The 26,853-nt window shown below is 63.4% G+C and carries 22 protein-coding genes; 19 read left to right on the top strand and 3 right to left on the bottom strand.

From position 1 onward, the window contains the following. Nucleotides 1-158 precede the first annotated feature (158 nt). The 19 genes from mnxG to AC1Q6D_RS05230 all read left to right on the top strand — a co-directional run bounded on the left by mnxG (nt 159) and on the right by AC1Q6D_RS05230 (nt 21,721). Entirely contained in the window at nt 159-5,966 is a 5,808-nt protein-coding gene (mnxG, locus tag AC1Q6D_RS05320) for a manganese-oxidizing multicopper oxidase MnxG (protein ID WP_103406642.1), read from the top strand. A gap of 152 nt (nt 5,967-6,118) precedes the next feature. After that, on the top strand, nt 6,119-8,071 hold the full coding sequence (locus tag AC1Q6D_RS05315) for a YncE family protein (protein WP_103406641.1): 1,953 nt from the start codon (nt 6,119-6,121) through the stop codon (nt 8,069-8,071). Between the two features lie 13 nt (nt 8,072-8,084). After that, nucleotides 8,085-8,741, top strand: a complete 657-nt coding sequence (locus AC1Q6D_RS05310; protein WP_103406640.1) for an SCO family protein — start codon at nt 8,085-8,087, stop codon at nt 8,739-8,741. Beyond that, entirely contained in the window at nt 8,738-9,364 is a 627-nt protein-coding gene (locus AC1Q6D_RS05305; RefSeq protein WP_103406639.1) for an SCO family protein, read from the top strand. Before AC1Q6D_RS05310 ends, AC1Q6D_RS05305 begins: the two co-directional genes overlap by 4 nt. Nucleotides 9,365-9,373: 9 nt before the next feature. Further along, entirely contained in the window at nt 9,374-10,924 is a 1,551-nt protein-coding gene (locus tag AC1Q6D_RS05300) for an ABC transporter substrate-binding protein (RefSeq protein WP_103406638.1), read from the top strand. A gap of 13 nt (nt 10,925-10,937) precedes the next feature. Next, nucleotides 10,938-11,891 (top strand): peptidylprolyl isomerase, encoded by a 954-nt coding sequence (locus AC1Q6D_RS05295; RefSeq protein WP_103406637.1) that lies wholly within the window; start codon nt 10,938-10,940, stop codon nt 11,889-11,891. Between the two features lie 223 nt (nt 11,892-12,114). Beyond that, nucleotides 12,115-12,648: a response regulator gene (locus tag AC1Q6D_RS05290; protein WP_103406636.1), complete on the top strand. Its 534-nt coding sequence runs from the start codon at nt 12,115-12,117 to the stop codon at nt 12,646-12,648. Between the two features lie 84 nt (nt 12,649-12,732). Continuing rightward, nucleotides 12,733-14,439, top strand: a complete 1,707-nt coding sequence (locus AC1Q6D_RS05285) for a GspE/PulE family protein (protein WP_103406635.1) — start codon at nt 12,733-12,735, stop codon at nt 14,437-14,439. Further along, a complete protein-coding gene (locus tag AC1Q6D_RS05280) occupies nt 14,420-15,223 on the top strand; it encodes a hypothetical protein (RefSeq protein WP_103406634.1) in 804 nt (267 codons plus the stop codon). The genes AC1Q6D_RS05285 and AC1Q6D_RS05280 overlap by 20 nt, the downstream gene beginning before the upstream one ends. Before the next feature lies 1 nt (nt 15,224). Further along, entirely contained in the window at nt 15,225-15,770 is a 546-nt protein-coding gene (locus tag AC1Q6D_RS05275) for a PilN domain-containing protein (RefSeq protein WP_103406633.1), read from the top strand. Next, nucleotides 15,757-16,305 (top strand): GspMb/PilO family protein, encoded by a 549-nt coding sequence (locus AC1Q6D_RS05270; RefSeq protein WP_103406632.1) that lies wholly within the window; start codon nt 15,757-15,759, stop codon nt 16,303-16,305. Before AC1Q6D_RS05275 ends, AC1Q6D_RS05270 begins: the two co-directional genes overlap by 14 nt. Next, nucleotides 16,305-16,823: a hypothetical protein gene (locus tag AC1Q6D_RS05265; protein ID WP_103406631.1), complete on the top strand. Its 519-nt coding sequence runs from the start codon at nt 16,305-16,307 to the stop codon at nt 16,821-16,823. Before AC1Q6D_RS05270 ends, AC1Q6D_RS05265 begins: the two co-directional genes overlap by 1 nt. Next, entirely contained in the window at nt 16,820-18,655 is a 1,836-nt protein-coding gene (locus AC1Q6D_RS05260) for a secretin GspD/PilQ domain-containing protein (protein ID WP_103406630.1), read from the top strand. Before AC1Q6D_RS05265 ends, AC1Q6D_RS05260 begins: the two co-directional genes overlap by 4 nt. 2 nt (nt 18,656-18,657) lie before the next feature. Then, on the top strand, nt 18,658-19,131 hold the full coding sequence (locus tag AC1Q6D_RS05255; protein WP_047530670.1) for a type II secretion system protein: 474 nt from the start codon (nt 18,658-18,660) through the stop codon (nt 19,129-19,131). 4 nt (nt 19,132-19,135) lie between these two features. Then, complete coding sequence (locus AC1Q6D_RS05250; protein ID WP_047530667.1) at nt 19,136-19,510, top strand: type II secretion system protein; 375 nt, start codon at nt 19,136-19,138, stop codon at nt 19,508-19,510. Beyond that, nucleotides 19,485-20,024, top strand: a complete 540-nt coding sequence (locus AC1Q6D_RS05245) for a type II secretion system protein (RefSeq protein ID WP_047530665.1) — start codon at nt 19,485-19,487, stop codon at nt 20,022-20,024. The genes AC1Q6D_RS05250 and AC1Q6D_RS05245 overlap by 26 nt, the downstream gene beginning before the upstream one ends. Then, a complete protein-coding gene (gene csgE / locus AC1Q6D_RS05240; protein ID WP_047530662.1) occupies nt 20,021-20,410 on the top strand; it encodes a curli production assembly/transport protein CsgE in 390 nt (129 codons plus the stop codon). The genes AC1Q6D_RS05245 and csgE overlap by 4 nt, the downstream gene beginning before the upstream one ends. Next, a complete protein-coding gene (locus AC1Q6D_RS05235) occupies nt 20,407-20,826 on the top strand; it encodes a curli assembly protein CsgF (protein ID WP_103406629.1) in 420 nt (139 codons plus the stop codon). Before csgE ends, AC1Q6D_RS05235 begins: the two co-directional genes overlap by 4 nt. A 31-nt stretch (nt 20,827-20,857) precedes the next feature. After that, nucleotides 20,858-21,721, top strand: a complete 864-nt coding sequence (locus tag AC1Q6D_RS05230) for a CsgG/HfaB family protein (protein WP_103406628.1) — start codon at nt 20,858-20,860, stop codon at nt 21,719-21,721. 870 nt (nt 21,722-22,591) lie between these two features. On the opposite strand, the gene AC1Q6D_RS05225 is transcribed toward AC1Q6D_RS05230, so the two are convergent. Genes AC1Q6D_RS05225 through AC1Q6D_RS05215 form a run of 3 tightly spaced genes read right to left on the bottom strand, consistent with a single transcriptional unit; the run spans nt 22,592 to nt 26,835 of the window. Further along, on the bottom strand, nt 22,592-24,040 hold the full coding sequence (locus tag AC1Q6D_RS05225; RefSeq protein WP_103406627.1) for a curlin: 1,449 nt from the start codon (nt 24,038-24,040) through the stop codon (nt 22,592-22,594). 27 nt (nt 24,041-24,067) lie between these two features. Then, the gene (locus AC1Q6D_RS05220) at nt 24,068-24,529 is read right to left on the bottom strand and encodes a curlin (protein WP_103406626.1); all 462 of its coding nucleotides are present in this window, start codon (nt 24,527-24,529) and stop codon (nt 24,068-24,070) included. Nucleotides 24,530-24,588: 59 nt separating this feature from the next. Next, a complete protein-coding gene (locus AC1Q6D_RS05215) occupies nt 24,589-26,835 on the bottom strand; it encodes an Ig-like domain-containing protein (RefSeq protein WP_103406625.1) in 2,247 nt (748 codons plus the stop codon). Between the last annotated feature and the right edge of the window lie 18 nt (nt 26,836-26,853).

Raw genomic sequence — 26,853 nt, 5'->3', positions numbered from 1 at the left:
GGCGAAAAAGTGGGGAATAAGTGGGGAATTATCCCCCGATGTATCAAGTGCCAATCGTAACTGTATGAAAAGTAAACGTAATTTTTATGGCATGCAGATTGCTCAACGGAGTTGTCGAGAATTATTCCCTGTGAGCACCCACAGCGAGGCCCGTGATCATGACCGGCATTTTCCACGTTCCATCCGTCTTTCATTTGTTGCTGCTGGCGGCCTCGATGTTCGGCGTCGAGTTGGCCGAAGCGGCTGCGCGCTGTGAGCGCAATCTGGTGGCCAACGTCGTGGCGCTGGATCAGCCGCTGATGTTCAACCGCCTCGGTGCGCAAAACGTTAACGGCATGATCTTCGCCCTGCGTCGCGATGTGGTCGATGATCATGAGATATCCCTGGCTCAGGGCGGCGCCGCGGTGCCGGGCAAGGTGTCGCTGCGCCCCGACAAGCGTCCGCGTCCGCTGGTATTGCGGGTCGCCGCCGGCGACTGCCTGACCATCAACCTGCAGAACCTCCTGGCCTATCAGGCCAACCCCGGTTCGCACGAAAATGGCGGCGTGGAGGGTGAAGTCGAAGTCGGCAACGAGAATGCCTTCAAGGTCGATGAGCAGGTCACTGACCGCCATGTCGGTTTCCAGGTCAACGGCATGCAAGCGGTCAACAGCATCGACGACATCGCTTCGTTTACCGGACGCAACGCCAATACCTTGATCCCGCCGGGTGCCACGCGCAGCTACACCTTGTACGCCGAGCGTGAAGGCGCATTCGCCGCCAGCAGCCGTGGCGCGACCTTCGGTGGCGAAGGTGCGGCCGGCAACGTGGCCAACGGGCTGTTCGGCGAAGTGGTGGTGGTGCCCAAGGGCGGTCGCACCTACCGCAACACCGTGACCGAAGAAGAGATGCGCCTGGCCACCACCGGGCGCACCCCGGCCGGCCAGCCGATCGTCGATTACCAGGCGCGCTACCCGCAGCGCCAGCCCTGGATACGTGAAGGCAAGGCCGGCACGCCGATCATCAACATGGTCGACGGCAACGAAATCATTTCCAGCGAAAGCGACGCCATTGTCATGGGCAGCAACGCCGACGGCAGCTTTCCACCCTCGACCTATCCGCTGGAATCGGTGGGCAAACGCAACCCGGCGCTGCCCAATCGTCTAGAGCCCTTCCGCGACTTTGCTTCGCAGTTCCAGGATGAAACCGCCGCGACCCAGGCGTTTCCAGGCTACTGGGCCGACCCGGTCATGGCCCACGTGCTGGAGCCGACCCGCGATGGCTTCATGATCAACTACGGTTCCGGCGGCATGGGCGCCGAAGTCGTGGCCAACCGACTGGGCGTGGGGCCGATGCACGATTGCCTGTCCTGTGCCTATGAAGAATTCTTCCTCAGCTCTCACACCGTCGGCGACGTGGCGATGCTGGTGGACGTACCGGCCAACGCCGGGCTGGAAAACATTCGTCCCGGTGAAGTGCCCAAGGCCGATCAGGTCGGGGTCAAGGCGACCATGGCGCTGTATCCGTCCGAGCCGTCCAACGTCAACCACAGCTACATCGGCGACTTCGTCAAATTCCGCAACACCCACAACGGCCATGAGCAGCACATCTTCCACCTGCACGGGCATCAGTGGCTGTTCAACCCCAACGACGACAACTCCGACTACGTGGACGCACAGGGCATCGGGCCGGGCGCCGGCTACACCTATGAAATCGCCAATGGCGGTTCGGGCAACCGTAACCGGGTAGCGGGCGATGCGATTTATCACTGCCACTTCTACCCGCACTTTGCCCAAGGCATGTGGAGCATGTGGCGGGTCCATGACGTCTTTGAAGAAGGCACCAAACTCGAAGTCTCGCAACAGGGCGCCGACGGTTACCACAGCGAACCCTATGCCCTGCGCAGTGGCAAACCGGCGGCGGGTGCACGGGCCTTGCCCGATGGTGAGATTGTGGCCGGCACGCCGATTCCGGCGGTGGTACCGCTGCCTGGCAAAGCCATGGCGCCGATGCCGGGCAAAGTCGCGGTCGTACCGAAAATCAGCGAGTCCCTGGTGGCCGCCAATGACGACGATGAAGAGGGCGACGATGACAGCGGGCATCATGGCGGTAGCGCCCAGGCGATTGGCTCGCTGGCGCTGGTGGACCGCAGCGAAGCCAACCGCAATGCCGACGGCAGCCTGAAGAACCCGGGCTATCCCTTCTGGATCGGCGGCATGGAAAGTTCGGTCGGCCAACGCCCGCCTACCCCACCGCTGGACATGCTCGACGCCGCCAAGGCCCAGGCCTTGAAATCGAGTGGCAATGCCTTGTGGGCCAACCTCGATCCGGCGCAGTCCGGTGGCTGGGATGGTGGCCTGGGGCGTCACTCGCTGGACGGTTTCGCCTCTGGCGGCGAGGCGCACACGGTGACCACATCCCTGGATTTCTCCAAGGAAGTGACCCGCGCCAAGCCGCTGTACCTGCCCGAAGAAGGCACCGAAGTCGAACAGGCGGCCATGGCGTTCCACGCCAAAAAAGAACACCCCAGTTTCGCCGTGCTGCCGGGCAACCAGGTGGTGGCGCGCAACTTCCGCACCAACGGTGCGCTGCCGATGGCGGGCGCACCGTACTATGAGCCGTGCATGGATGACCGGGCCAAGCGCCTGACCAGCAGCGCCGGCAGCGGTGAGTTCAACAGCGGTGAGCGGATCGACGGCATGTCGTTCAGCGGTGCCTCGACCTTCACCGCCGACCGCCCGCGCATCTACAAGGCGGCGAACATTCAGTTCGACGCGGTGTACAACAAAGTCGGCTACCACTTCCCGCAGGCGCGCATTCTCGCGCTGTGGGAAGACGCCTGGCCGGTGATCACCAAGCAGCGTCCGCCAGAGCCGCTGGTGATGCGCATGAACACCTTCGATTGCGTGCAGTACCAGCAAACCAACCTGGTACCGGCGATCTATGAGATGGACGACTATCAGGTGCGCACACCGACCGACGTGATCGGCCAGCACATCCACCTGCCGAAATGGGACCTGACGGCGGCCGACGGTTCGGCCAACGGCTGGAACTACGAAGACGGCATCCTTTCCCCGGGTGCCGTGCAAGAGCGCATCCATGCCATTCGCCAGTTCAACCAGTGCGAAGGCACCGACCCGCGCGACGGCACGGCCGCGTGCCCGAAAGCCAAGGCGCACCCGTTCTTCGGCCAATACGGCCGGGCCGACTGGGTCGGCGCGCGCACGGCGATGCAACGCTGGTTCGTCGATCCGGTGGTGAACACCAAGGGCGTCGACCGTGGCCTGGGCACCATCTTCACTCACGACCACCTCGGCCCATCGACGCACCAGCAGATTGGCCTGTACGCCACCGTGCTGGCCGAACCGGCCGGTTCCACCTGGTTCCACGCCGAAACCGGCGAGCCGTTGTACAGCGGCGCGCGGCAGGACGGCGGGCCGACGTCGTGGCAAGCAGTGATCTCTACCGGCGACCTGGACGGTGACGGCAAGAACGACAGCTTCCGTGAGTTCTTCCTCGAATACAGCGACTTCCAGCACGCCTATGAAGCCGGGGTGTACGTGGGCGCCGGTCCCAATGGCATACCTGACGCGCAAAGCTTCCCGGCCACCGCCGACAGCTTCCGCTACGCGATCAATCCGCCGGTGCGCAAGGAAGCCGAGACCCTGCTTGAGCAAGTGGTCGAAGCCCGTGGCGGTCTGATGCCGGGCTGCCCAAGCCGGCCTTGCCCGCAAGCGATTTCGGTCGATGACCCCGGCATGTTCGTGGTCAATTACCGCAACGAACCGCTGGCGCTGCGGGTGTACGACCCGAACAAGGTCGGCCCGGACGGCAAGCGCGGCATGCAGGCCGATGGCCTGGGCGGCGACCTGGCGTACGCCATGCAAAGCCGTACCGACCGTGCGATCCCGGCGATGAACCTGGCGCCGAACCTGATTACCGCGGCCACCGGTCCCACCGGCGGCACCACCCTGTTCCCGCCGCACATCAACAAGGGCGGCGCCGAACCGGGTGACCCGTTCACCCCGATGCTGCGCACCTACACCGGCGACAACGTGCGGCTGCGGGTGCATGCCGGCGGTCACGAAGAGGAGCACAACGTCACCCTGCACGGTGTGAAGTGGCTGCAAAGCGGTTCCGGTTTCGGCAACAGCTCCAACTCCGGCTGGCGCGCGTCGCAGATGATCGGGATTTCCGAGCAGATGGGCTTCATCGCGCCGGTCTCGATGCTCTCCAGTTCGGCGGCCACCACCGGTGACTACCTGTACTCCATGGACGCCTCGCTTGAAGGGTACTGGAGTGGCATCTGGGGCGTGATGCGCAACTACACGGCCCAGCGCAACGATCTGTTCGCGCTGCCGAACAACCCGAAACCGGCCGGCATGCGCAACACCGTGGCTTTCGATGGCACCTGCCCGCGGATCGGCGCCAACCCCAACGGCATCGGCACCCGGCCGACCCCGCAACGCAACTATGAAGTGGTCGCGGCCCTGGCCAACGATATCCTCGGCAACCCCCTGGGGCTGGCCATCGGTGACTCGGCGGGGCTTGGACAGCACGTCGGCGGGCCGTTGAATCCGGCCGGTGGCACCCTGGTCTTCAACTCGCGGGCGGTGAGCATCCCGCAAGTCACCGTGACCGACCCTCAAGACGGTGTGACCTTCACCATCGGCGGGCAAAGCGGGCCGTTGCATGACCCGACCGCGATCCTCTATGTGCGCAAGGCCGACCTCGACCCGGTCACCGGCAAACTCAAACCCGGCGTGCCGGTGGAACCGCTGGTGCTGCGTGCGGCGGCCGGTGACTGCATCAACATCACCCTGGAAAACCGTCTGCCCAGCGTGATGCCGGACCTGCCCCAGACGGCCACCGTGATGGGCATGGTCAAGCGTGACCGCAACGGCGGCGAGGGCTCGACCACCTTCAGCAATAACCTGCTGCGGCCATCGAGCACCGTGGGCCTGCACGCGCAATTGCTGGCTTACGACATCACCAAATCCGACGGCACCAACGTCGGCACCAACCCGATCCAGACCGTGCCGCCTCGGGTGGGCAATACCGGACCGTACCCGACCCGTACCTATCAGTACTACGCCGGGCACCTGGAGCGTGAAGGCAAACCGATTACCCAACTGGGCCGCAATGTCGACAACATCAACGCCACGGCGGTGGAGTTCGGCGGGCTGAACATCACGCCGGCAGACGTGATCAAGCAGCCGCAAAAAGGCCTGGGCGCAGCGATGAGCATCCTGCCGGTGGGCGCCACCTGGACGGAAGACACCCGCAAGGTCAATGCGACCGTCACCGCGCCGGGGCAAACCCCTTATCGCGACTTTGCCATGGTCTGGCAGAAGGCCTTGAACATGCGCTGGGCCAATGGTCGTCCGGTGGAAGGCATAGCCTCGGAGGCGGGCGTGCCGACCGATCCACAGGACAACTCCAGCATGGCCATCAACTTCAAGACAGAGCCGATGTGGTACCGCTTCGGTCTGGCCCCGGATGCGCCGTTTGGCCACGCCGACGGTCATGGCTACGGCGATGTGCAGAACGCGCACATGGCTTTCAGCAACGCGTTGGTGGGCGGCGATCCGCAGACGCCGGTGCTGTACGTCAAACCGGGGCAACCGTTCCGCACGCACATCCTGATGCCGACCGGCGGCAGTCGCGGCACCACCTTCCAGCTCGACGGACACGTCTGGTCGGTCAACCCGTTCCAGCCCGAGAAGAGCGACACCGGTGGCTACCCGATGGGCACGCCTGGCGTGGGTTCGGTGCGGTTTGGCTACAACCCGATGTCGATGTACGTCGGCGCCCACGAAAGCATCCTGCCGGCGGCGCATTTCAGCTTCATGCACCCGAGTGCCGGTGGCAGCAACGCGATACCGGGTGATTACCTGTTCCGCGATTACGGCGCCTATGGCAACACCGCCGGGCTGTGGGGATTGCTGCGGGTGACCAACGAACCGGAGCCGGCACCGGCGCCGTAGGCCGGGAAACAACGCAACACCTGTGGGAGCGAGCCTGCTCGCGATGGCGGAGTGTCAGACACATGAATGTTGGATGTGCTGGCCTCTTCGCGAGCAGGCTCGCTCCCTCAGGGGGCGATGAGTCAGACACAGATCTGAAGGGGAGTGTTGGCATGAACAGGACCATCAAAATCGCCAGCGGCGCGTTGATTGTCGGCGTGGCGCTGATCTGCCTCGGGGTATGGCGCACTTCACCTGCGGCCTTGCTCAACGACGTTGCGTTGCCCGATACCCGCAGCGGACAGTCGCTGGAGCGTGACGGCGTGTCGGTGGCGCTCGACGTCAAGCCGCTGGGCGCGGACGGCGTATTGCGCGAAGGGCAGTTCGCCGACGTGCAGTTCCGCATTACCGACAAGGCTTCCGGCCAGCCCTTGGCGGGCGTTGCACCGGGCGCCTGGCTGGACCCGGAGACCGTCGCCGCCGACCAGGCCCAGGGCCGCGAACAGAGCTGCAAGGCGCGGGTCGGGGTGTTCCTCAAGTCGAGCATCGGCGCACGCCCCTTGCTCGATCTCAACAGCTACTTCCTCATGGTGATGAACCGCGATGCCAGTGTCTCGGTGGTCGATCCGTCGGTGTCGGTGGGCGGCATTACCAGCACCCTGGCGCGGATCGACATCAAGCAACCGCCGATGGACTGGGTCACCCCCAGGGACAACAAGCGGGTGTTCGTGTCGATGCCGACGGCGGGTGAAGTCGCGGTGATCGACAGCGAGCAATTCAAATTGGTGGATTCGGTGGCGGCCGGCACAAACCCGGTACGTGTCGCGCTGCAACCGGACGAACGCCTGCTGTGGGTCGGCAACAACGCGCAGGCAGCGCAGCAGTCCGGGGTCACGGTGATCGACACTCACAGCCTGAAAACCCTCAAGCACCTGGCCACGGGGGGCGGCCATCACGAAATCGCCTTCAGCAAGGACAGCCGTTTCGCCTTCGTCACCAATCGCGACGACGGCACCCTGAGCATCATCGATATCGCCAGCCTGACCATCATCAAACAACTCAAGACCGGCTCGCACCCGTTGTCGGTGGTGTACTCGCCACTGTCCGGCGCGGCCTATGTGGCCGACGGCAAGGACGGCACGGTTACGGTGGTGGACGCGGCGAGCCAGTCGGTGCGGCGGGTGATCAAGGTCAAGCAGGGCCTCGGCCCGATGGGTTTCAGCGCCGACGGACGTTTCGGCATCGTGCTCAATACCCTGGAGAACCAGGCGGCGGTCATCGACGCCGCCACCGACTCGTTGATCCATGAACTGGACGTGTCCGCCGAGCCCTATCAGGTGGTGTTCACCAAGGCCTACGCCTATATCCGCGGACTGGCCTCGCCCAAGGTGACGATGATCAACCTGGCGTCGCTGGGTGAAGGCCGCACGCCCATCAGCCAGGGCTTCGAAGCCGGGCCCCAGGCGCCGCGCCTGGCCGGTGACCTGCCATTGGCCGCGAGCCTGGCGGTGTCGCGGGACGACAACGCGGTGTTCGTGGTCAACCCGGTGGACAACACCACCTACTTCTACGCCGAAGGCATGAACGCCCCGATGTCCGGTTACCCCAATCGCGGGCAAGTGGCACGGGCGGCGCTGGTGATCGACCGCAGCCTGCGCGAAGTCGAGCCGGGGCTGTACAGCGCACGGATCAAGCTGCCGCCGGCCGGGCGTTTCGACGTGGCGTTCCTGCTCAACCAGCCGAACATCATTCATTGCTTCACCGCCGTGGTCGAGGCCGACAAGAACCTCGATCACCTCGCTGGCGTGCCAAGCGTGGAGTTCATGCTCGACACCTCCACCGCTGCTTTGGGCAACCCCTATGTCGTGCGTTTTCGCATCGTCCAGGGCAAGCAGAAAACCGAGCGCAGCGGGGTGAAGGACGTTCAGGTGCGTTACTTCCTGGCCCCGACTTCGCGGCCTCGGGAGGTCGCGGCCGTGGAAATCGGCAACGGGGTGTATGAAGCCCCGGTCAACCTCAACCAACAAGGCGCCTGGTACCTGCACGTGCGTGCGGCGTCACTGGGGGCGAATTTCGGCGACCAGACCTTTGCCAGTGTTCGGGTGACCCCCGGCCAGACTCATTGAAGAGGACATCGACATGAACCGATTTGCACACCGTGGCCTGCTGACCTTCTGCCTCTTGGCTGTCGGCATCGGCCAGGCACTGGCCCACTCGGCAGATGAACATGCCGGTCACGACATGCAGGCCAGGAGCGCCACCCCCGAGAGCACCCAGGTCAAATTCGCCGACGTGGCGCTGGTGGACCAGAACGGCAAAACCGTGCGCCTGGAAAAAGACCTGGTCAGCAACAAGATCGTGGTCATGAGCTTCATCTACACCAGCTGCACCACGGTCTGCCCGGTGGTGTCTTCGATCATGGGCAAGGTGCAGAAACAGCTCGGCGCACGGGTCGGTACCGAGGTGCAACTGGTGTCGATCAGCATCGACCCGCAGCGCGATGACGCCAAGCGCCTGAACGACTATGCCCGGACCTTCCAGAACGGCCCGGGCTGGAGCTGGCTGACCGGCACCACGCAGTCGGTCAACGAAACCCTCAAGGGCCTTGGCTCCTTCAGCGGCGACTTCAAGAACCATGCGCCGTTGATTCTGGTCGGCGATGGCAACAGCCGTCACTGGACGCGTTTTTACGGTTTCACCGACCCGGCGGTGCTGAGCCGTGAAGTCGAGAAACTCAGCGGTCAGCGCAATGTCCACGCCAAGCACACGGCCGTCGCCATGGAGAATCAGCCATGAGAACCCTTGACCGCATGGTCCTGAGTGCCTGCCTTTGCCTGTTCAGTGCGCTGGCCTTCGCCCACGAAGGCCATCAAGAACCGGCACCGGCGTCTGCTGCAACCATGGCACAACCGGCGGGCGGCACCCGCGACGCAAAAACCTGGTTCACCGACACCCCGTTGCAGGACCAGAACGGCAACACCCTGCGGTTCTACAGCGACGCGCTGCAGAACCGGGTGGTGCTGCTCAACGTGATTTTCACCAGTTGCACCGACGCCTGCCCCCTGATCACCCAGAAGCTCAAGGCAGTACGCGAAGTGCTGGGCGACCAGGCGGAGGGCATCACCTTTATTTCCCTTACCAGTGATCCGCTGCGGGACACCCCGGCGGTACTCAAGGCTTACACCTTGAAGCAGGGCGTCGATGGCCCCCACTGGCTTTTCCTTACCGGCGACAAGGCGCAGATGGACCTTGTCCTGGGGCGCATCGGCCAGATCGTGCCGACCCCCGAGCAGCACTCCACGCAGTTGATCGTCGGCGACGTGGCCAATAAGCGCTGGAGCAAAATCCGGCCCGATGCCCCCGCCGCCGCCATTGCCCAGCGCTTGCAGTTGCTGACAATGCCTGTGGTCGGTCGCTGAGTCCGGGCCATGAAAAAAGCCCTCATCCTCGGCCTGCTCATGGTGTCTGGCATCAGCCTGAGCGCCCAGGCGTTGACGCTGGCCCCCGGCGAAAGCGCCGGCAAACGCCTGTACCGCGAGGGGGTGTCGGCCAGTGGCGAGCCGATCATGGCCCGGGTCGGAGCGGCCGGCATGTTGCTGCCGGCCACCAGCCTGCCGTGTGTCAATTGCCATGGCCGCGATGGCATCGGCCGTCCCGAAGGCGGCGTGCGGCCGCCGGACCTGACCTGGACGCGGCTCTCCAGCACCTATGGCCAGCAGCAAATCAACGGGCGCAGTTACCCGGCCTACACCGAGGGCACGCTGGCCAGGGCGATTCAGGAGGGGCGCGATCCCGGCAACAATCGACTCGACCCGGCGATGCCCAGGTTCGTGTTGTCGATGAAAGATCAGCACAACCTCACGGCCTACCTCAAGCGCCTGGCCGATGACCGTGATCCGGGCCTCGACGCTGACAGTCTGCACCTGGGCACCTTGTTACCGGGCACGGGCGCGCTGAGCGAGGAGGGCGCCACGGTGGCGGCGGTGCTCAACGGTTGCGTGGCGCGCATCAATGAGGCGGGCGGGATTCATGGTCGGCAGTTGCGCCTGACCATTCTCGATCCCGGCCCCGACCGCGCCAGCGCCATGCGCGCGCTGGACCAGTTGATCGACAAGGAGCAGGTGTTCGCGCTGATCGCACCGCTGGCGCCAGCGCTGGAAGCGGACATGGCAGCACGCCTGGAGCAGGCCGGTGTGCCCCTGATCGGGCCGCTGTCGTTGCAAGGCGCGACCCAGGCCAGTCGAGAGATCTTCGAGCCGCTGCCGGGGCTGCGCGAACAAATGATTGCCCTGGCCAATTACGCCACTGCCACCTTGCGGGTGTTGCAGGGACCGACGCTGATCGCCTACCCGGACGAGCCCGGTCAACGGCTGGCCGCAGAGAAACTCGCCCGGTACCTGCAAGACAACGCCTGGGAGAAAGTGCGCCTGCAAGCCTATGGGGCGACGCAGGATGACTTGCCGTTGGGTTCGCGTTCGGTGTTTTACATGGGCAGCAGCGGCGGTTTCAGTCTGCTCGCCGAGCGCTTGCAGACGGCGGGCCAGGTGCCTTACCTGTTCGCTGCTTCGAATCAGGTGGCGGGTGATTTGCTGCAAGTGCCCAGCGGCTTTTCCCGTCGGGTATTCCTGGCCTATCCGTTTGTGCCCAGCGACTGGACGCGGGCCGGGCGCCTGGCCCTGACCCAGGTGCGCGAGCGACAGAAACTGGGCGGCGAGCATGCGGTTCTGCAAGTCGGTGCGTTCAGCTCGATGATGCTCTTGAGCGAAGGCATGAAGCAGGCCGGGCGTGATGCCAGTCGTGAAAAACTGATCGAGGCCCTGGAAGGCCTGCATGACTTCGATACCGGACTGACCCCGCTGATCAGTTTCGGGCCGGGTCGGCGCCAGGGCCTCAGTGGCGCGCACATCGTCACCGTGGACTTGCCTGACCAGCGTTTTTTCCTGGTTGCTCCTTACAAACCCATTGCCGCGATGCCTTGACCGGAGGCCGTAGATGAAACTCAACACTTTGCTGGTTCTGTGGGCGCTGTGGGTGCCAGCGGCATACTGCAGCAACGGTCCGGCCGTGGCGCGGGTCAATGGCGAGGAAATTTCCCAGCTGCGCCTGGAGCGTTATTTCGCCGAATACCTGGAGGATCAGGGGCGCTCGGTGGGCAATATTCGCAATCCCAAGGCTTACAAGCAGCTGCGCAAGGCGGCGCTGGATGCCTTGATTGACAAGGAACTGCTCTGGCAGGAGGCGCTCAAGCGCGGGGTGGTGATCAGCGATGCCACGGTGCAAAGCCAGGTCGAGAAGACCCGCCAGGCCTTCGGTGGTGCCGAGGTGTTCGCCCGACGCCTGGAAGACGCCGGTTTCGATGAGGCCAGCTATGCCGAATACACCCGCCGTGAACTGGCGGCCCAGCAAGTGTTCGCCGACCTCACCCAAGTCGGCGAGCTTGATGAAAAACAGGTACGGGCATTTTTCGAGGAGCACCGCGCCGAGATGAGCCGGCCCGAGGAAGTACAGGTCAGGCATATCCTGATCAAGGTGCCTCAGGGAGCGGATGCTTCCACTGTTGAAGCCGCAAGACTACGCTTGGAAGGTATGCGTACCCGAATCACGCATGGTGCCGATTTTGCCAGTGTCGCCAGGGAGGGGTCTGAAGACGCTTCGGCCAGCGAGGGCGGCGAACTGGGCTACTTTCCCCGGGGGCGCATGCTGCCAGCGTTTGAAGCGACAGCTTTTGCCCTGGCGCCGGGTGCGCTCAGCGAGCCGGTGCGCACGGACGTGGGATGGCATTTGATTTATCTGGAGAACCGAGTGGAGGCCGCCGATGTCACAGAGGAGCAAGGACTTGACATGGTCCGGGCGTACCTTGCCCGGCAGAAACAGGTTCAGGCTCGTCTACAGGCACTGGCGCAGCTGCGATCCAGTAATCGGATCGAACGGGTTGACGATGATTGAGCTTTTCCCCAAAAGTGGGGAATCGATTCAATGCAAATCCGTTCGGGTTCCCCCGTTTTTGGGGGGAACGGTAAGTGGACGAAAAGGCATTGTTTTTAAATTCAAGGACATGAAGCGATAAAACGACCGGCGCCCGGCCTGGCATGAAGTGTGCGTTAGACCTGTTGAAGGCGCGCACTCCACCAGGTTCGGTAATCGGCCCTGCGGTTTCAAGGAGTCCACCTTGTTAAACAAAGTACTGGTTGTTGAAGACGAACAGCTGCTGGCGGAAAACCTCCAGGGGTACCTGCAGGCGCAAGCGCTGGAAGTCCGGATAGCGCACACCGGTGAAGCGGCGATTGGCGAAGCCGAACGCTTTTCACCCGATGTGATGGTGTTCGATTACCGCTTGCCCGATATGGAAGGTTTTGAGGTGCTCGATGCCGTCCGCCAGAACAGGAAGTGTCATTTTGTGCTGATCACAGGCCACCCCACCGCAGAAGTTTGCGAGCGGGCCCGGCAACTGGGCGTCAGCCACATCCTGTTCAAACCCTTTCCTTTGGCGGAATTGGCCCGTGCAGTTTGTGATCTTCTGGGGATGAAGCGCGAACCCAAAGCAGGTGTGAAGGATTCCGAAGGATTCGTCGAACGACGCCAGAGCAGGACCGAAAGTTTCCCGCTGCAGTTGTACGACGGTAGCTGGGTGCTTGCCGATCGCCGACGAAGTTCATCGGCCTCCATGGCGCCAGACGACGAACAATTGCTCACCGGGGAGTAGTGGCGCGACAAGAGGTTCCGGCCCCCGCCGAACCAGCTCGCCGCGCCGACAGGGCTCAAAGCCCCGGGCGTTGGAGAGCAAGCCATGGACCGTCTATCCCTTGTTGTCGAGCCGTCGCCGTCGGCGTGTCTACCCAGCCGTTTTTCCAGTGAGCAATTAGCCCAGGCGCGAACGCTGGCCGCCAGTTCCGGTGAACGGATGCTGGATGCCCTCGGGGAGCTTTGCGAACTGGCCCCCATGCCCTTCATCCAGTGCCTCGGTGCGACCCTGCATTACCCGGTGCTCGATACCGACAGCCTGTTTCAAGCCACCCCCGTATTCGACCGGGTCACCCTGGCCCAATGCCTCAAGCGCGAATTCACCCTGCTGCGTCACGACGATGCGGTCATCGGTGTGTTTGCCGACCCCTTCGACACCGCCCGTCTGGCCTGGATCGATGATTGCCTGCACGGCGCACCGCTGTACCTGGTGCACGCCGACGACCTGAAAGCCTACCTGGCACGCCACGAAGAGAGCTTCCACGCCGTGGAGTCACTCAACGCCCAGAGCGACGCCGGCAGCGAAATCGATAACCTGCAAAGCCTGTCCCTGACCAGCATCAGCGAAGACTCCAGCGTGGTGGTCAAACTGGTCAACTCGACCCTGTACGACGCGCTGAAAATGCACGCCAGCGATATCCACCTGGGCACCACCGGCAGCGGCCTGGTGATCAAGTACCGGATCGATGGCGTGCTGAACAACATCAGCAAGATCCAGGGCAACGAGTTCGCCGAACAGGTGATTTCCCGGGTCAAGGTCATGGCCGAACTGGACATCGGCGAAAAGCGCGTGCCCCAGGACGGTCGCTTCAAGATCGGTATCAGCGGCCGGCAGATCGACTTTCGGGTGTCGATCATGCCGAGCATTTTTGGCGAGGACGCCGTGCTGCGGGTGCTCGACAAACAGGACCTGGCGGACAAGGTCTGCGGCGTGCAGTTGCAAGCCCTGGGCTTCGAAGACGAAACCCTGCGCCAACTGCGCCGGCTGGCGGCCGAACCCTACGGCATGGTGCTGGTCACCGGCCCCACCGGCAGCGGCAAGACCACCACGCTGTACGCGATGATCACCGAGATCAACCACGGTGTGGACAAGATCATCACCATTGAAGACCCGGTGGAATATCAACTGCCGGGCGTGCTGCAAATCCCGGTCAACGAGAAAAAAGGCCTGACCTTCGCCCGGGGCCTGCGCTCGATCCTGCGCCACGACCCGGACAAAATCATGGTCGGGGAAATCCGCGACCCCGACACCGCGCAGATCGCCGTGCAATCGGCACTCACCGGGCACCTGGTGTTCACCACCATTCACGCCAACAACGTGTTCGACGTGATCGGCCGCTTTACCCAGATGGAAATCGACCCCTACAGCCTGGTCAGCGCCCTCAACGCAGTACTGGCCCAGCGACTGATTCGCCTGGTCTGCAGCAGCTGCAGCACGACGTACACCCCGACTGAAGAAGAACTGCAAACCTCGGGGCTCGACCCGCAGCAGGTCGCTCACTACCACTTCGTGCACGGCAAGGGCTGTGGCCATTGCCGTGGCACCGGCTACCGCGGACGCAGCGCGATTGCCGAGCTGCTGCACCTGGACGACGAACTGCGGCAAATGATCGTCGAGCGCCAACCCATTTCGAAAATCAAGGCCCACGCCTGCAAACGTGGCTTGCGCCTGCTGCGCGAGTCGGCGCTGGAACTGGTGCAACACGGCCGGACCACTCTCGAGGAGATCAATCGTGTCACTTTTATCTCGTGAGCGTTATATCGCCGTCCTCGGCGCCAGTGGTGTCGGCCTGGGTCGGCGTCAGGGCAGCGAAACCCTGTGGCTGGGCAGCGTCGGCTTCATCGATGAAGGTTTCCATGCCTGGGCCGTGGCCCTGGAAACCCTCGACCGGCTGCTGGGCGAGCATGCCCGCGCCGGTGCGGAGTTGACGGTGGTGGTCTCCGGGCATTTCAGCCGTTTCTGCCTGGTGCCCTGGAGCGATCAGATCAGCAGCCCGGAAGAACTGCGCGGGTTTGCCCAACTGTGCTTCGAAGACCTTTACGGCGTACCGAGCCAACCCTGGAGCCTGGTGCTCTCGGCCGAACCGGCCGGCTACGACCGCGTCGCCAGTGCGCTGCCGCAGGACTTGCTCGAGCGCCTGCGCACACTGGTGAGCGGTCGCGGCCTGAAACTGCGTTCAGTGCAGCCGTACCTGATGGCTGCGTTCAATCATTTCGACAAGAGCTTCGACGCCGCAGACTTCCTGTTCGTGGTCGCCGAACCGGTGCGCAGTGTGTTGTTGCTGGCGCGCGAAGGGCGCTGGGCGGCGGTGCGTTCGGTGGGCAGCAGTGACAGCGATGCCGCCCTGGCGGCCCTGATCGGTCGCGAAAGCCAGTTGCAGGCCTCCACCAGCGAACGGCCCCTGAGCGTTTACCTGCATGCGCCGGCCCGCATCGACTCGCACCCCGACGTACCCGGTGTGCACCTGCGTACCCTCGAAGAGGACCGGACATCCGTACACGATTGCCTGTACGTCATGTCCCGGGCGGTGGCCTGACATGCGCGCCCTGATGCTCGACTTTCAACCGCGTCGTCGCGCCAGCCCGCTGGGCTGGAGCCTGCTGGCCAGTGGTGTGGTGCTGGTGCTGACCTGCATCGTGATCCAGCAACACCTCAGCGCGGAGGCCGAACAACAGCAAGGCCACCTGCAAACCGCCCAGCGCGTGCTCACCGGCGACACGGGCAGCAAGGTCAACCTGACCCCGGCGCAAATCCGCGAACAGGCACAGAACCTGGCGGAGATGCGCAAGGTGTCCCAGCAATTGCGCCGCCCCTGGGAGCAGTTGTTCGCCACCCTCGAAGCCATGCCCCGCGACAACATTGCTTTGCTGACCCTGACCCCGGACGCCCGCAAGGGCCAGCTGCGGATCAGCGCCGAGGCACGGGACCTGGACGCCATGCTCGACTTCCACCGGCGCCTCGAAGCCAGCGACGAGCTGTCCGATGTGTCGCTTCTCAGCCATGAAATCGTCGCCAACGTGCCGGAGCACCCGGTGCAATTCAACTTGTCGGCTACCTGGGAGATTGGCGATGCAAATCCCTAGATTGATCGTCCATGAGTACCTGCAACGCCTGGGCGTGCCCGGTCTGGCGGGATTGGCGATGCTGGTGCTGGCGCTCACCTATGGCCTGGCCGGTTTGCTGCCGGACTGGCAGTCCGTGCAACAGCTCAGCCAGCAGACCCGCGAAGCCCGCGCATACCTGGCCAAAGTCGAAGACGGCACCGTGGCCGCGCCGGTGGTGCCGCAACGGCAACTGGATGATTTCCGCAGCAAGTTGCCGACCCAGCCGCAGGCCACCGTGGCCATCGACAAGATCTATGCGTTGGCCGCCCAGGAACGCATCACCCTGGCTCGTGGTGAGTATTCCCTGGGCATCGATCCGAAAACCCACCTGGCGCGCTACCAGATCCTGCTGCCGGTGCGGGGCAGCTACCCGCAACTGCGGCGCTTCCTGCACGCCTTGCTCGGCCAGTTGCCGGCGGTGGTGCTGGAGGACGTGGAGTTGCAGCGCAAGAAGATCGCCGACACCGACCTGACCGGGCGGATCCGCATGACCCTTTACCTGTCGAGGTCATGATGAACAGCAAACGCGCAATGGGCTGGGTAGCGTTCTTCGGTGTGGCGGCGGCGCTGGCCTGGTTGCCCGACTACTTGAAACAGGCCGGCGACGGCGAGGCCGATGTCGCGGCAGTGGCCACGCCCGCCAAAGGCAAAACCCATGGCGAGCTGGCGGCCGCGTCAGCCTCGGGCGCGCCGGCGGCGATCAAGGACCTGAGCCCGGCCGGCGACCTGTTCGCCCCCCGTAGCTGGAAGGTTGCGCCGACCCTGGCCAGCGTCACCGAACAAGCCGTCAACGTCGCACCGGTGGTGCAGGTCCCCACTGCACCGCCGATGCCTTTCCAGTTCATTGGCCGCATGGATGACCGTACCGATCTGCAGGTGTTCTTGCAGAGCGGCGAGAAAATCTACGTCGTGCGCAAAGGGGATGTGATCGACGCAACATGGAAGATCGAGGGGATTTCCGACATGGAACTGAGCCTGGTCTATCTGCCTCTGCATTTGTCCCAGACTCTGTCTGTGGGGAGCGCGCAATGAACACATTCCGATTGCTGATGAGCTTGGGTTTCTGTGCGGGGCTGGCCGCGTGCAGCTCGGCGCAACTGGCCAGGGACGAGGGGAGCGACCTGATGGCGTCGGGTCAGTACGAAGCCGGCCTGGCGCGGATCCAGGAAGGCCTGCGCGAAAATCCCCGCGATACCGAATTGCACCTGGCACTGACCAGCGGACGGGCCCGTGCGGTGACAGCGCTGCTGAGCCAGGCCGACATGAGCCGCACCCAGCGCGACTTCGCCTCGGCCCGTCTGACCTACGGCCGGGTGTTGTCCATCGAGCCGAACAACCGCCGGGCCCAGGACGCCATACGCCAGCTCGATCATTTGCGCAGCCTCGATGAAAAACTCGAGCTGGCCCGTGGGGATCTGCGTCGCGGCGACATCTACGCCGCCGACCGTCAGGTCAAACAGATCCTCGAACTGGACCCGAACAATGAGGGCGCCCTGGAACTGCAAAGCAATGTGCGCCTGGTGCAGAGCCGCAATGTGATTCCCTATCCGCAACTGCGCACGCGCCTGGACAAGCCCGTCACCCTGGAGTTTCGCGACGCCAACCTCAAGACCATCTTCGAGGTGCTGTCCCAGGTCGCCGGTCTGAATTTCATTTTCGACAAAGACCTGCGCCCGGACATGAAAGCCACCATCTTCGTGCGTGACGTGCGCATCGAAGACGCGGTGGAACTGCTGCTGCAACAGAACCAGTTGCATCAGAAAGTGGTGAACGAAAACACCCTGCTGATCTACCCGGATTCGCCGCAGAAGCTCAAGGATTATCAGGAACTGGTGATGCGCACCTTTTACCTGACCAGCATCGATGCCAACACGGCCTTGAACATGGTCAAGACCATGCTCAAGACCCGCGACGTATTCGTCGATGAACGGCTCAACACCCTGACCATGCGCGACACCGGCGATGCCATCCGCATGGCGGAAAAACTCCTGCAATCCCAAGACCAGTCCAACCCTGAAGTGGTGCTGGAAGTGGAAGTCATGGAAGTCGCCACCCAGCGCATTCTCGACCTCGGCCTGCAATGGCCGAACACCTTCGGCGTGGTCAACAGCGACGGTTCGGCGGTCACGCTGCTCGATCAGCTCAAGGGCATCGATTCCAGCCGGATCAGCATCTCGCCGTCGCCGCAGGCCAAGATCAACGCCCAGGACAACGACATCAATACCCTGGCGAGCCCGGTGATCCGCGTCAGCAACCGCGAACAGGCGCGTATCCACATCGGTCAGCGTGTACCGATCATCAGCGCCACTTCGGTGCCGTCGACCCAGGGCCCGGTGATCACCGAAAGCGTGACGTACCTGGATGTCGGTCTGAAGCTGGAAGTGCAGCCTACCGTGCACCTGAACAACGAAGTGGCGATCAAAATCGCTCTGGAAGTCAGTAACGCCACGCCGCTGGAACCGACCCGCCAGGGCACGATTCCGGTGCAGGTCGATACCCGAAACGCCCAGACCACCCTGCGCCTGCATGATGGTGAAACCCAGATCCTCGCCGGCCTGATGCGCAACGACCATGGCGCCACTGGCAACAAAATCCCGGGGCTTGGCGATATCCCCGGTCTGGGTCGCCTGTTCGGCAGTAACAAGGACACCGTCGGCAAATCCGAACTGGTGCTGTCGATCACCCCACGGGTGGTGCGCAACCTGCCGTACCAGAGCCCGTCGGACATGGAATTCACCACCGGCACCGAAACCAGCATGCACATCCAGGCGCCGAATCGTGAGCTGGAATCGTCGGTCCAGCCTCAGCGCCTCGATCGGCCGGTGGCCTCCACCAACGTCGAAGTCAGCGTCGGGAAGCCTTGATCATGAACGCCTCGCAACGCGGTTTTACCCTGATCGAAGTCGTGGTGACGCTCGCCCTGGTCGGCCTCCTGGCCGGCCTGGCTGCGCCGCTGACCGAGACCGTGGTGCGCCGGGGCAAGGAGCAGGAACTGCGCACCGCGCTGTACCAGATCCGCGATGCCATCGACGCCTACAAACGGGCTTTCGACGCCGGTTACATCGAAAAATCCCTCGACAGCAGCGGCTACCCGCCGAACTTGAAAGTGCTGGTGGAGGGTGTGCGGGATGTGCGCAGCGCCAAAGGGGCCAAGTTCTATTTCCTGCGGCGCGTGCCCCACGATCCGCTGGCACCGGCCAAGCGTGACGACGACGGTGGCTGGGGGTTGCGCGCCTATGACAGCACGGCTCAAAACCCACGGGAGGGCGCGGACGTCTTTGACGTTTACTCCAGGGCCCGGGGCAAGGGTCTCAACGGCATCGCCTACCGGGAGTGGTGAATCTATGCGCCGGGAAAAGGGTTTCACCCTGCTCGAATTGATGGTGGTCATGGCAATTATCGCGACCCTGATGACCATCGCCTTGCCGCGTTATTTCAACAGCCTCGAAGCCTCGAAAGAGACCACCTTGCGCCAAAGCCTGTCGGCCATGCGTGAAGCCCTCGATCACTACTATGGCGACACCGGGCGTTATCCCGATTCCATCGAGCAAATGGTCGAGCAGCGCTACTTGCGCAACCAGCCAATGGACCCGATCGCCGAGCGCAAGGACGCCTGGGTCCTGGTGGCGCCGCCGGATGGCGTTCAGGGCGGGGTGGCTGATATCAAGAGCGGAGCCACCGGGAGGGCGCGTGATGGCAGCCTCTATTCCGAGTGGTAAGCCTGCTGCGCAGGGCGGTTTCACCTACCTGGGTGTGCTGCTGCTGATCATGGTGATGGGCATGGGCCTGGCCAGTGCCGGCGAGTTGTGGGCCACCGCCTCGCGCCGCGATCGCGAACGTCAACTGTTGTGGGTCGGCACCCAGTACGCCCAGGCACTGCGCAGCTACTACCGCAGTTCGCCAGGCCTGGCCCAGTACCCGAAAGAACTCGCCGACCTGCTGCAGGACGAGCGGTTTCCCAACGCCAAACATCATCTGCGCCAGCTCTATCCGGACCCGATTGGCGGTGGCGACTGGTTCCTGATGCGCGGCTTCGACGGCCGTATCACCGGTATCGCCAGTTCTTCCACGGACAAACCGCTCAAACAGGCGGACTTTCCCAGCCAGTGGTCGGACTTCAACGGCATGGCCAGCTACAAGGACTGGCAGTTCGTGGCCGAGAAGGCCTTTCTCGATGGTGCGTCCGGCCCGGCCAAGGGCCAGAGCAAAACCCCTCAGGCGTTGCAGCCATGAAGCGTTTCTGCCTGGCCTTGATCCTGGTGCTGAGCAGCTGTGTCGCCTCGGCCGGCGAAGAGGACGAAATGCTCGGCTTCATCATCGACGACACGATCTCGCACATCGGCCACGAGTTTTACTACGCGTTCAGTGAACGCCTGCGCGCCACCAGCCCGATGGATTTCAACCTGGTGGTACGCGAACGGCCATCGGCTCGCTGGGGCAGCCTGGTGACCGTGGAATATCAACAGCGTCTGGTTTATCGGCGCTTCCTGCCGCCGAACACCGTGGAGCTCAAGGACGAGGCCTATGACGCCGCCGACTGGGTACGCGGGCAGGTTGTCCAGCGCAAGCTGGAAGCCTTGTTGCAGGACACCACGGACCTTGAGAGGGACGAACTATGAAATCGAAAACGGTCTCGCGGCACCTGGGGCTCTGGCTGCTCGGGTTGGGAAGTTGTGGGCTGGTCCAGGCCACCGAACTGGTCTACACGCCGATCAACCCGTCGTTTGGCGGCAACCCGTTGAACGGCACCTGGCTGCTCAACAATGCTCAGGCGCAAAACGATTTTGACGACCCGGACTTGAAGAATCGCACCAGCGTGGCGGGGACATCGGCCCTGGAGCGGTTCAGCAGTCAATTGCAATCGAGGCTGCTGGGGCAGTTGCTGGACAACATCTCCGCCGGCAATACGGGAAGCCTGTCCACCGATGCCTTCATCGTCAATGTCGTCGACGACTCAGGGCAACTGACGATTGAAGTGACGGACCGCGCGACGGGCGAACTGTCGGAAATCAAGGTCAATGGCCTGGCCCCTTGATGGGGATTCGGGACGACGGGGAGTAATGGACATGAAAAAAATAATTGTGCTGGGGATGCTGTTGGCGGCGCTTCAAGGCTGCGGTCTGCGCGAGCCGATCGGCGCCGAGCAGGACACCGAAACCCCGACCCTGACCCCCAGGGCCTCGACCTACTACGATCTGTTGAACATGCCACGGCCCAAGGGCCGCTTGATGGCGGTCGTCTATGGCTTCCGCGATCAGACCGGGCAGTACAAACCGACGCCCGCCAGTTCCTTCTCCACCAGCGTGACCCAGGGCGCGGCGAGCATGCTGATGGACGCCCTGCAGGCCAGCGGCTGGTTCGTGGTGCTGGAGCGTGAAGGGCTGCAAAACCTGCTGACCGAGCGCAAGATCATCCGCGCTTCGCAGAAGAAACCCAATACCCCGGTGAACATCCAGGCTGAACTGCCACCGCTGCAAGCGGCGAACATGATGCTCGAGGGCGGCATCATCGCCTACGACACCAACGTGAAGAGCGGCGGGGAAGGGGCGCGCTACCTGGGCATCGACATTTCCCGGGAATATCGCGTGGATCAGGTCACGGTCAACCTGCGGGCGGTGGACGTGCGCAGCGGTCAGGTGCTGGCCAACGTGATGACCAGCAAGACCATCTACTCCGTGGGCCGCAGCGCCGGGGTGTTCAAGTTCATCGAATTCAAGAAATTGCTTGAGGCTGAAGTCGGTTACACCACCAACGAACCGGCGCAGTTGTGTGTGTTGTCGGCGATCGAGGCGGCGGTGGGGCATTTGTTGGCCCAGGGCATCGAGCGGCGTTTGTGGCAGGTGGCCGGGGATAATTCGCCGGACACTAATGCGACGCTGGATCGCTATCTGACGCAAAACAAGGTGGGTACTGAGGGGCAGGAAGAGTGATGTTGGGTGGTCGTTCGCAGGTGTAGCCCGATCGACTGTGGGGGCTGGCCTGTCGGGGCGCCGCATCGCAGCGATGGCGGCCTCATAGCCAACCAATCACCCGCAGGTGTACCCGATCTACTGTGGGAGCTGGCCTGCCAGCGATGGCGGCCTGACAGCCGACCTGTGTGTTGTTGATTGAGTACATATCCGTTGCTGCGGTAACGGCGGCTTATGGTTTCGCCCTTACGGCGAGGCACTTTTTTCAAACGCCAAAAAAGTACCCAAAAAGGCTCGCCCCGAGCGTCCGGCCCCTCGCTAGGGCTCGGCGTTCCTTCGCTGCGGTATCCATCCGGGGACACTGCCCTCCGGTTGGCTTCGCTTCAACCTACATGCAGCGTGTTCGACTGCGTCGAACGGCGCTGCGCGCCACTCCCCGGATGCACACCTCCACTCAGCCTACCGAAGGGGCGGGTGGATCAAGATCAAAAGCTGCAGGCGAGCTAACGCTCGGCCTGATGAGTGGTGAAGAGCGGGGTTGTGGGCCTTGCTTTTCTGTAGGAGCTGGCTTGTCGGGTCGCCGCATCGCAGCGAAGGCGGCCTGACAGCCGACCAATCACCTGCAGCTGCCCCAATCTCCTGTGGGAGCTGGCCTGCCAGCGATGGCGGCCTTATAGCCGACCAATCACCCGCAGGTGCACCCGATCCACGGTAGGAGCGAGCCTGCTCGCGAAGAACGTCCGGGCAACGCGGGCATTCAGACAGCCCACGTCATCGTTAACGATCATCGTCGGAGCGCCGCCCGCAGCAAGCTCGCCCGACACAAGTCGTTTTACGATCCATAAAAAAACCGCGACCCCGCAAAGGGCCGCGGCTTTTCACACCACACAATTACTTCTGCAAAACAGTCGCCGAGTTGGCCGTACCGAACTGCTGCACGTTGGCGGTCTGCGCCACGCCGCTCTGATTGACGCTGGCAATGTTGGCGGTGCCGCCCTGGGTGACGTAGGCGACGTTCATGGTGTCAGCCTGCTTGATGGTGATGACGTTGTCTTCGCCATACAGCTGCGTGGTGAACGCCTGGTTGCCGGTGCCTTCCTGGTTGAACTCGGTGCTGTTGCCGCTGCCGTTGCTGCTGCCCTGGGCCAGGTTGGTGGTGCCGCGCTGGTCGGCGATGAGGATGTTGTCGCTGCCGTTCTGGTCGAAGTACAGCTCGTTGTAGGAATCGGCCTGGGTCACGGTGGTTTTGTTGCCGGTGCCGGTCTGGTTGGTGGTCATGATGTGGCCGGCGCCTTTCTGGGTGAAGTTGGCGACGTTGTTGGTGCCGTTCTGATTGAGGGTCGCGCGCTGGTTGCTACCGAACTGACCACCTTTTTCCGGGCCTTTCCAGTTGCTGGCGTAGACCTTGTTGCCGGTACCCACCGACGTGGCGTTGAGCGTATGGTTATCGCCGCTCTGGTAGGTGAAATGCACGTTGCTCGAGCCGGTTTGATAGAGCGCCAGGGTCGAGCCCATGGACTCGAACTGGTCGGCGTAGATCGCGTTGAGGTCGCCGACTTGCACCACCTGGGCCACGTTGTTTTCGCCGAAGCTCTGGTCGACCACGGTTTCGTTGGTCTGCCCGTATTGGGAGACGGTGGCCTTGGCGCCGATCTGGGTGTCTTGCCAGATTTCGGTGCCGTTGGCGTCGCCGGACTGGTTGATGCTCAGGTTGCCGCCAGTGCCGTTGCGCTGGTCGCCATAGGCGTAGTTGGTGCTGCCGGCCTGGTTGATGTCGATCTGGCCGCCCATGTGGCCGATCTGTTCGGCCGTCGCGTAGTTGGTGGTGCCGTACTGGATGATCACAGCGTTGTTGCCCGCGCCCAGTTGAATCTGTTCGATGTTGGCTTCGTTGCCGTCGCCGTACTGGTAGGTCTTGGCGGTCGTGCCTTCCTGGCTGTCCTGGTAGATGAACGAGAAGTTGCCGGTGCCCTCCTGTTGTTGCAGGGCTTCGCCGCCGCCGATACCGATTGACTGGCTGGCATGGCTGATGTTGGAGCTGCCGGCCTGGTTCTGGGTGATGGTGCTGTTGTCCTCGAACAATTGCTCGGCGTAGCCGGCGTTGTAGTCGCCGCTTTGGGTTTGGCTGATGGTTCCGGTGGCCGTGTCTTGCACGGCGGCGGCATCGTTGCCCTGGCCCGTTTGCAGTTGGGTGGCGGTGCTGAGCGGAGCCGCGGTCTGCTTCACATCGGCGATGTTGGCGGTACCGTACTGGGTTTGCGTGGACAGGCTGTCGTCGGCCAAGGCCTGGGCACTGACAATGACCAGGATGGCGGCGGTGAGGGGCGTCAGTTTGAACATGGTGAAACCTCCAAGTGGTGCAGTGCTTTAGCGATATTGTTTGACCGATACGCTCATGCCGTTGCCGGCCTGGGTGACGGCGCTTTGCTGTCCCGAGCCGGCCTGTTCGATGCTGGCGTCGTTGTTGTTGCCGTTCTGGGCGATCTGCGCGCGGTTGTGGCTGCCGCTCTGGATGATCGAAGCGGCGTTGCCAGAACCTTGCTGGGTGATCAAGGCCATCAGGTCGCTGCCTTGTTGAAGGATCCAGGCTTCCTGATTGCTGCCCGACTGCACGATCTGGCCGAGCAGCGACTGACCGTTCTGCTGCAACAGCGCGATGTTGGCCTGGCCGTTCTGGTCGATCAGTGCGTGCTGGCCAATTAGCGGTGGCAGCTCGCCGAGATCGGCGGCAGGGGCGAGGTCCTCGTTCTCCATCAAGTCGTCGGCGCGCACGCCTACGCTGCCGCAAAGCAGAAGCAGGCAGAGCAGGGCGGCGGTCGACGCATTCATGGCGTTGTCCTGTGGGAGGAGGCCAGCCCCATCGACTCGGGAGTCGATGGGGCGAGGGCTCAGTTCGAGATCACCGACACGGTGCGCACGGTGCCTTGGGACGAGGTGATGGTGGCTGTCGGGTTCGCCGACGGAATCACCGTGGTGGTGTTGTTCACCGTCAGCCTCCAGCGACCGGTCACCGGCACAGTGGTCGTGCCCAGGGTTTGCAGCCCGGTCGGGGTGCTGACCTGGACGGTGATGGTGTTGCCGGTGGTCACCGATGAGGTGCCTGCGAAGTCCCAGGTGAAGCGGTTATTGGAACGGGCGGACACCGTGGCCGTGGTCACCGTGAAGGTTTCCGCGGCAGGCCGTGGCGAGACTTGCACCGTGACCGTGGCCGGCGTCGTCGACACAGCACCGAAGCTGTCCCGGGCGAAGTAGCTGAAGGTCGTGGTGAAGGCCGTGGTGACTGTGGCCGGTGGGGTGTAGGTCAGGACCGTGCCATTACTGGTGACGGTGCCGCGACCGGTCGGTGGTTGGGTGAAGCTGGCGACGGCGAGCGGCACGTTGCCTTCCGGATCGGTGTCGTTGGCCAGCACGCTGATCGGGATCGCCACACCCAGGGTCGCGACGCTGTCGGCGACGGCTACCGGAGGCTGGTTGGGCGCCACGGTAATGGTCACCGTCGCGGGATTGGCCGAGGCCAGGCCTTTGACGTCTTGCGCCTTGTAGGTGAAGGTCGTGGTCAGTGGCGCATTGACCACCGCGGGTGGGGTGTAGACCACGGCGGTCGATCCGCTCAACGCCACCGTGCCCTGACCGGCGGCCGGTTGAGTGAGCGCGGTGATGCTCAGCGGCACGTTGCCATCCGGGTCGTTGTCGTTGGCCAGCAGGTTGAGGGTGATCGGCACGCCGAAGCTGGTGCTCGCGCTGTCGGCCACGGCGATCGGCGCCTGGTTCTCGCCAGTGTCTGGTGCGGCGCCGACCACCACAACAGGTTCGGTGTCGCTGCCGCCGGCGGCGGATTTGACGGTGACCCTGGCGGGTGGTTGCGGCAGGTCCGCCACCGTCAGGCGTTGCAGGGTGCCGGACTTCGACAGGCGGCCATAGCCTTGAGCGACCATGTCCGGAACCGCCACTTCGTCAGAGGATGTCGCCTCGATCAGCAGGCTGTGATTGCTCCAGTTGTAGCGAGCGGTCTGGATTTTCACCAGGTCATTGAGCTTGCTCGAAACGGCAGTCGGGCGAGTGGTGCCGGTGGGATCGGTGGCGGTCAGCACCACCACCGCAGGCACGGGGCCGTTGAACAGACGATGGCCGAAGAACAGACCCGTACCGTCGCCGGTGAGGTTGGTCAGGCAGGGGGTTGGCGGTGGGCCAGGTACCAGGGCGACGGTTTCGCGGAAGCACAGCGTGGAGCTGTTGTCGGCCTTGCCGAAGACTTCGACCCGGGTGCTGGTGCCGGTGCCCGACGAGGTTCGGCGGTAAGTGGCGCGGTTGAGTTCCACCGCTGTTTGCGCCCGGTTATCGAGGACCTTGCCGGACACGGTGAAGAGGTTGGTCTCGATGGTCCCGGCGGGGCCCTGGATGCGCACGAAGTTGGTGTTGTTGGGGCTGCCGGTGACTTGTTCGGTGAGGTTAGGGTCGCCGACGAAGGTCTCGACGGTCCCGGTGTCCGGGTTCACTTCGGTGTAAGGGCCGTTGACGCTGCGCAGGAAGGGGCCGATCGCGCCGTTCAATGCCCCGTTGAAAACCCCCGGTGCCCCGACGCCGATGTCCCGGGTGATGTTGATGGCGCGCCGACCGGGCGTGGTGACATTGACCGTTTCGACACCATAGGGATGGGTGATGGTGTAGGTGCCGGCCACAGGCACGCTAATGCGCATGCGAATCCGCGCAAAGCTGATTTGATCGCCATCGAGCGGGATGCCCCCGGCGAATGCCGCTTCTATGCCCGCCACGTACGCATCCATCCCATAGCCTGCGGCGTTGTTGGGAATGGTGGCGCCGGCGAGGAACCAGAACGCTTCGTCTGGCCAATTGTCCGGGAACACCATCGGCAGGGTGTCGTCGAAAATGCCCGGGTTTGGCAGCAGGGTGCACATGTAGGCCGCTGGTGTGGCGGCCGCCACTCGCGAGCTCACGGCCCGGGACTGGCACAGTTCCATCGACAGCAGGTTGTTGTCCTGATACCAGATCGGGAATTTCCCCGTGGCAAAGGTATAAGGGCCGGGGTCAACGGCGGCGAGTTGCGCGAAAGCGCTGCCGGATAGCGATAGAGTCAGTCCCAGGGCATTGAGCGCCAGGCGTGGCAATTTGTTCATGATGCCTCCTGATGAGGA

The sequence above is a fragment of the Pseudomonas sp. MT92 genome (assembly GCF_058792515.1).
The sequence above is the reverse complement of the archived record's forward strand: the minus strand, read 5'-3'. Positions and strand labels throughout refer to the sequence as shown.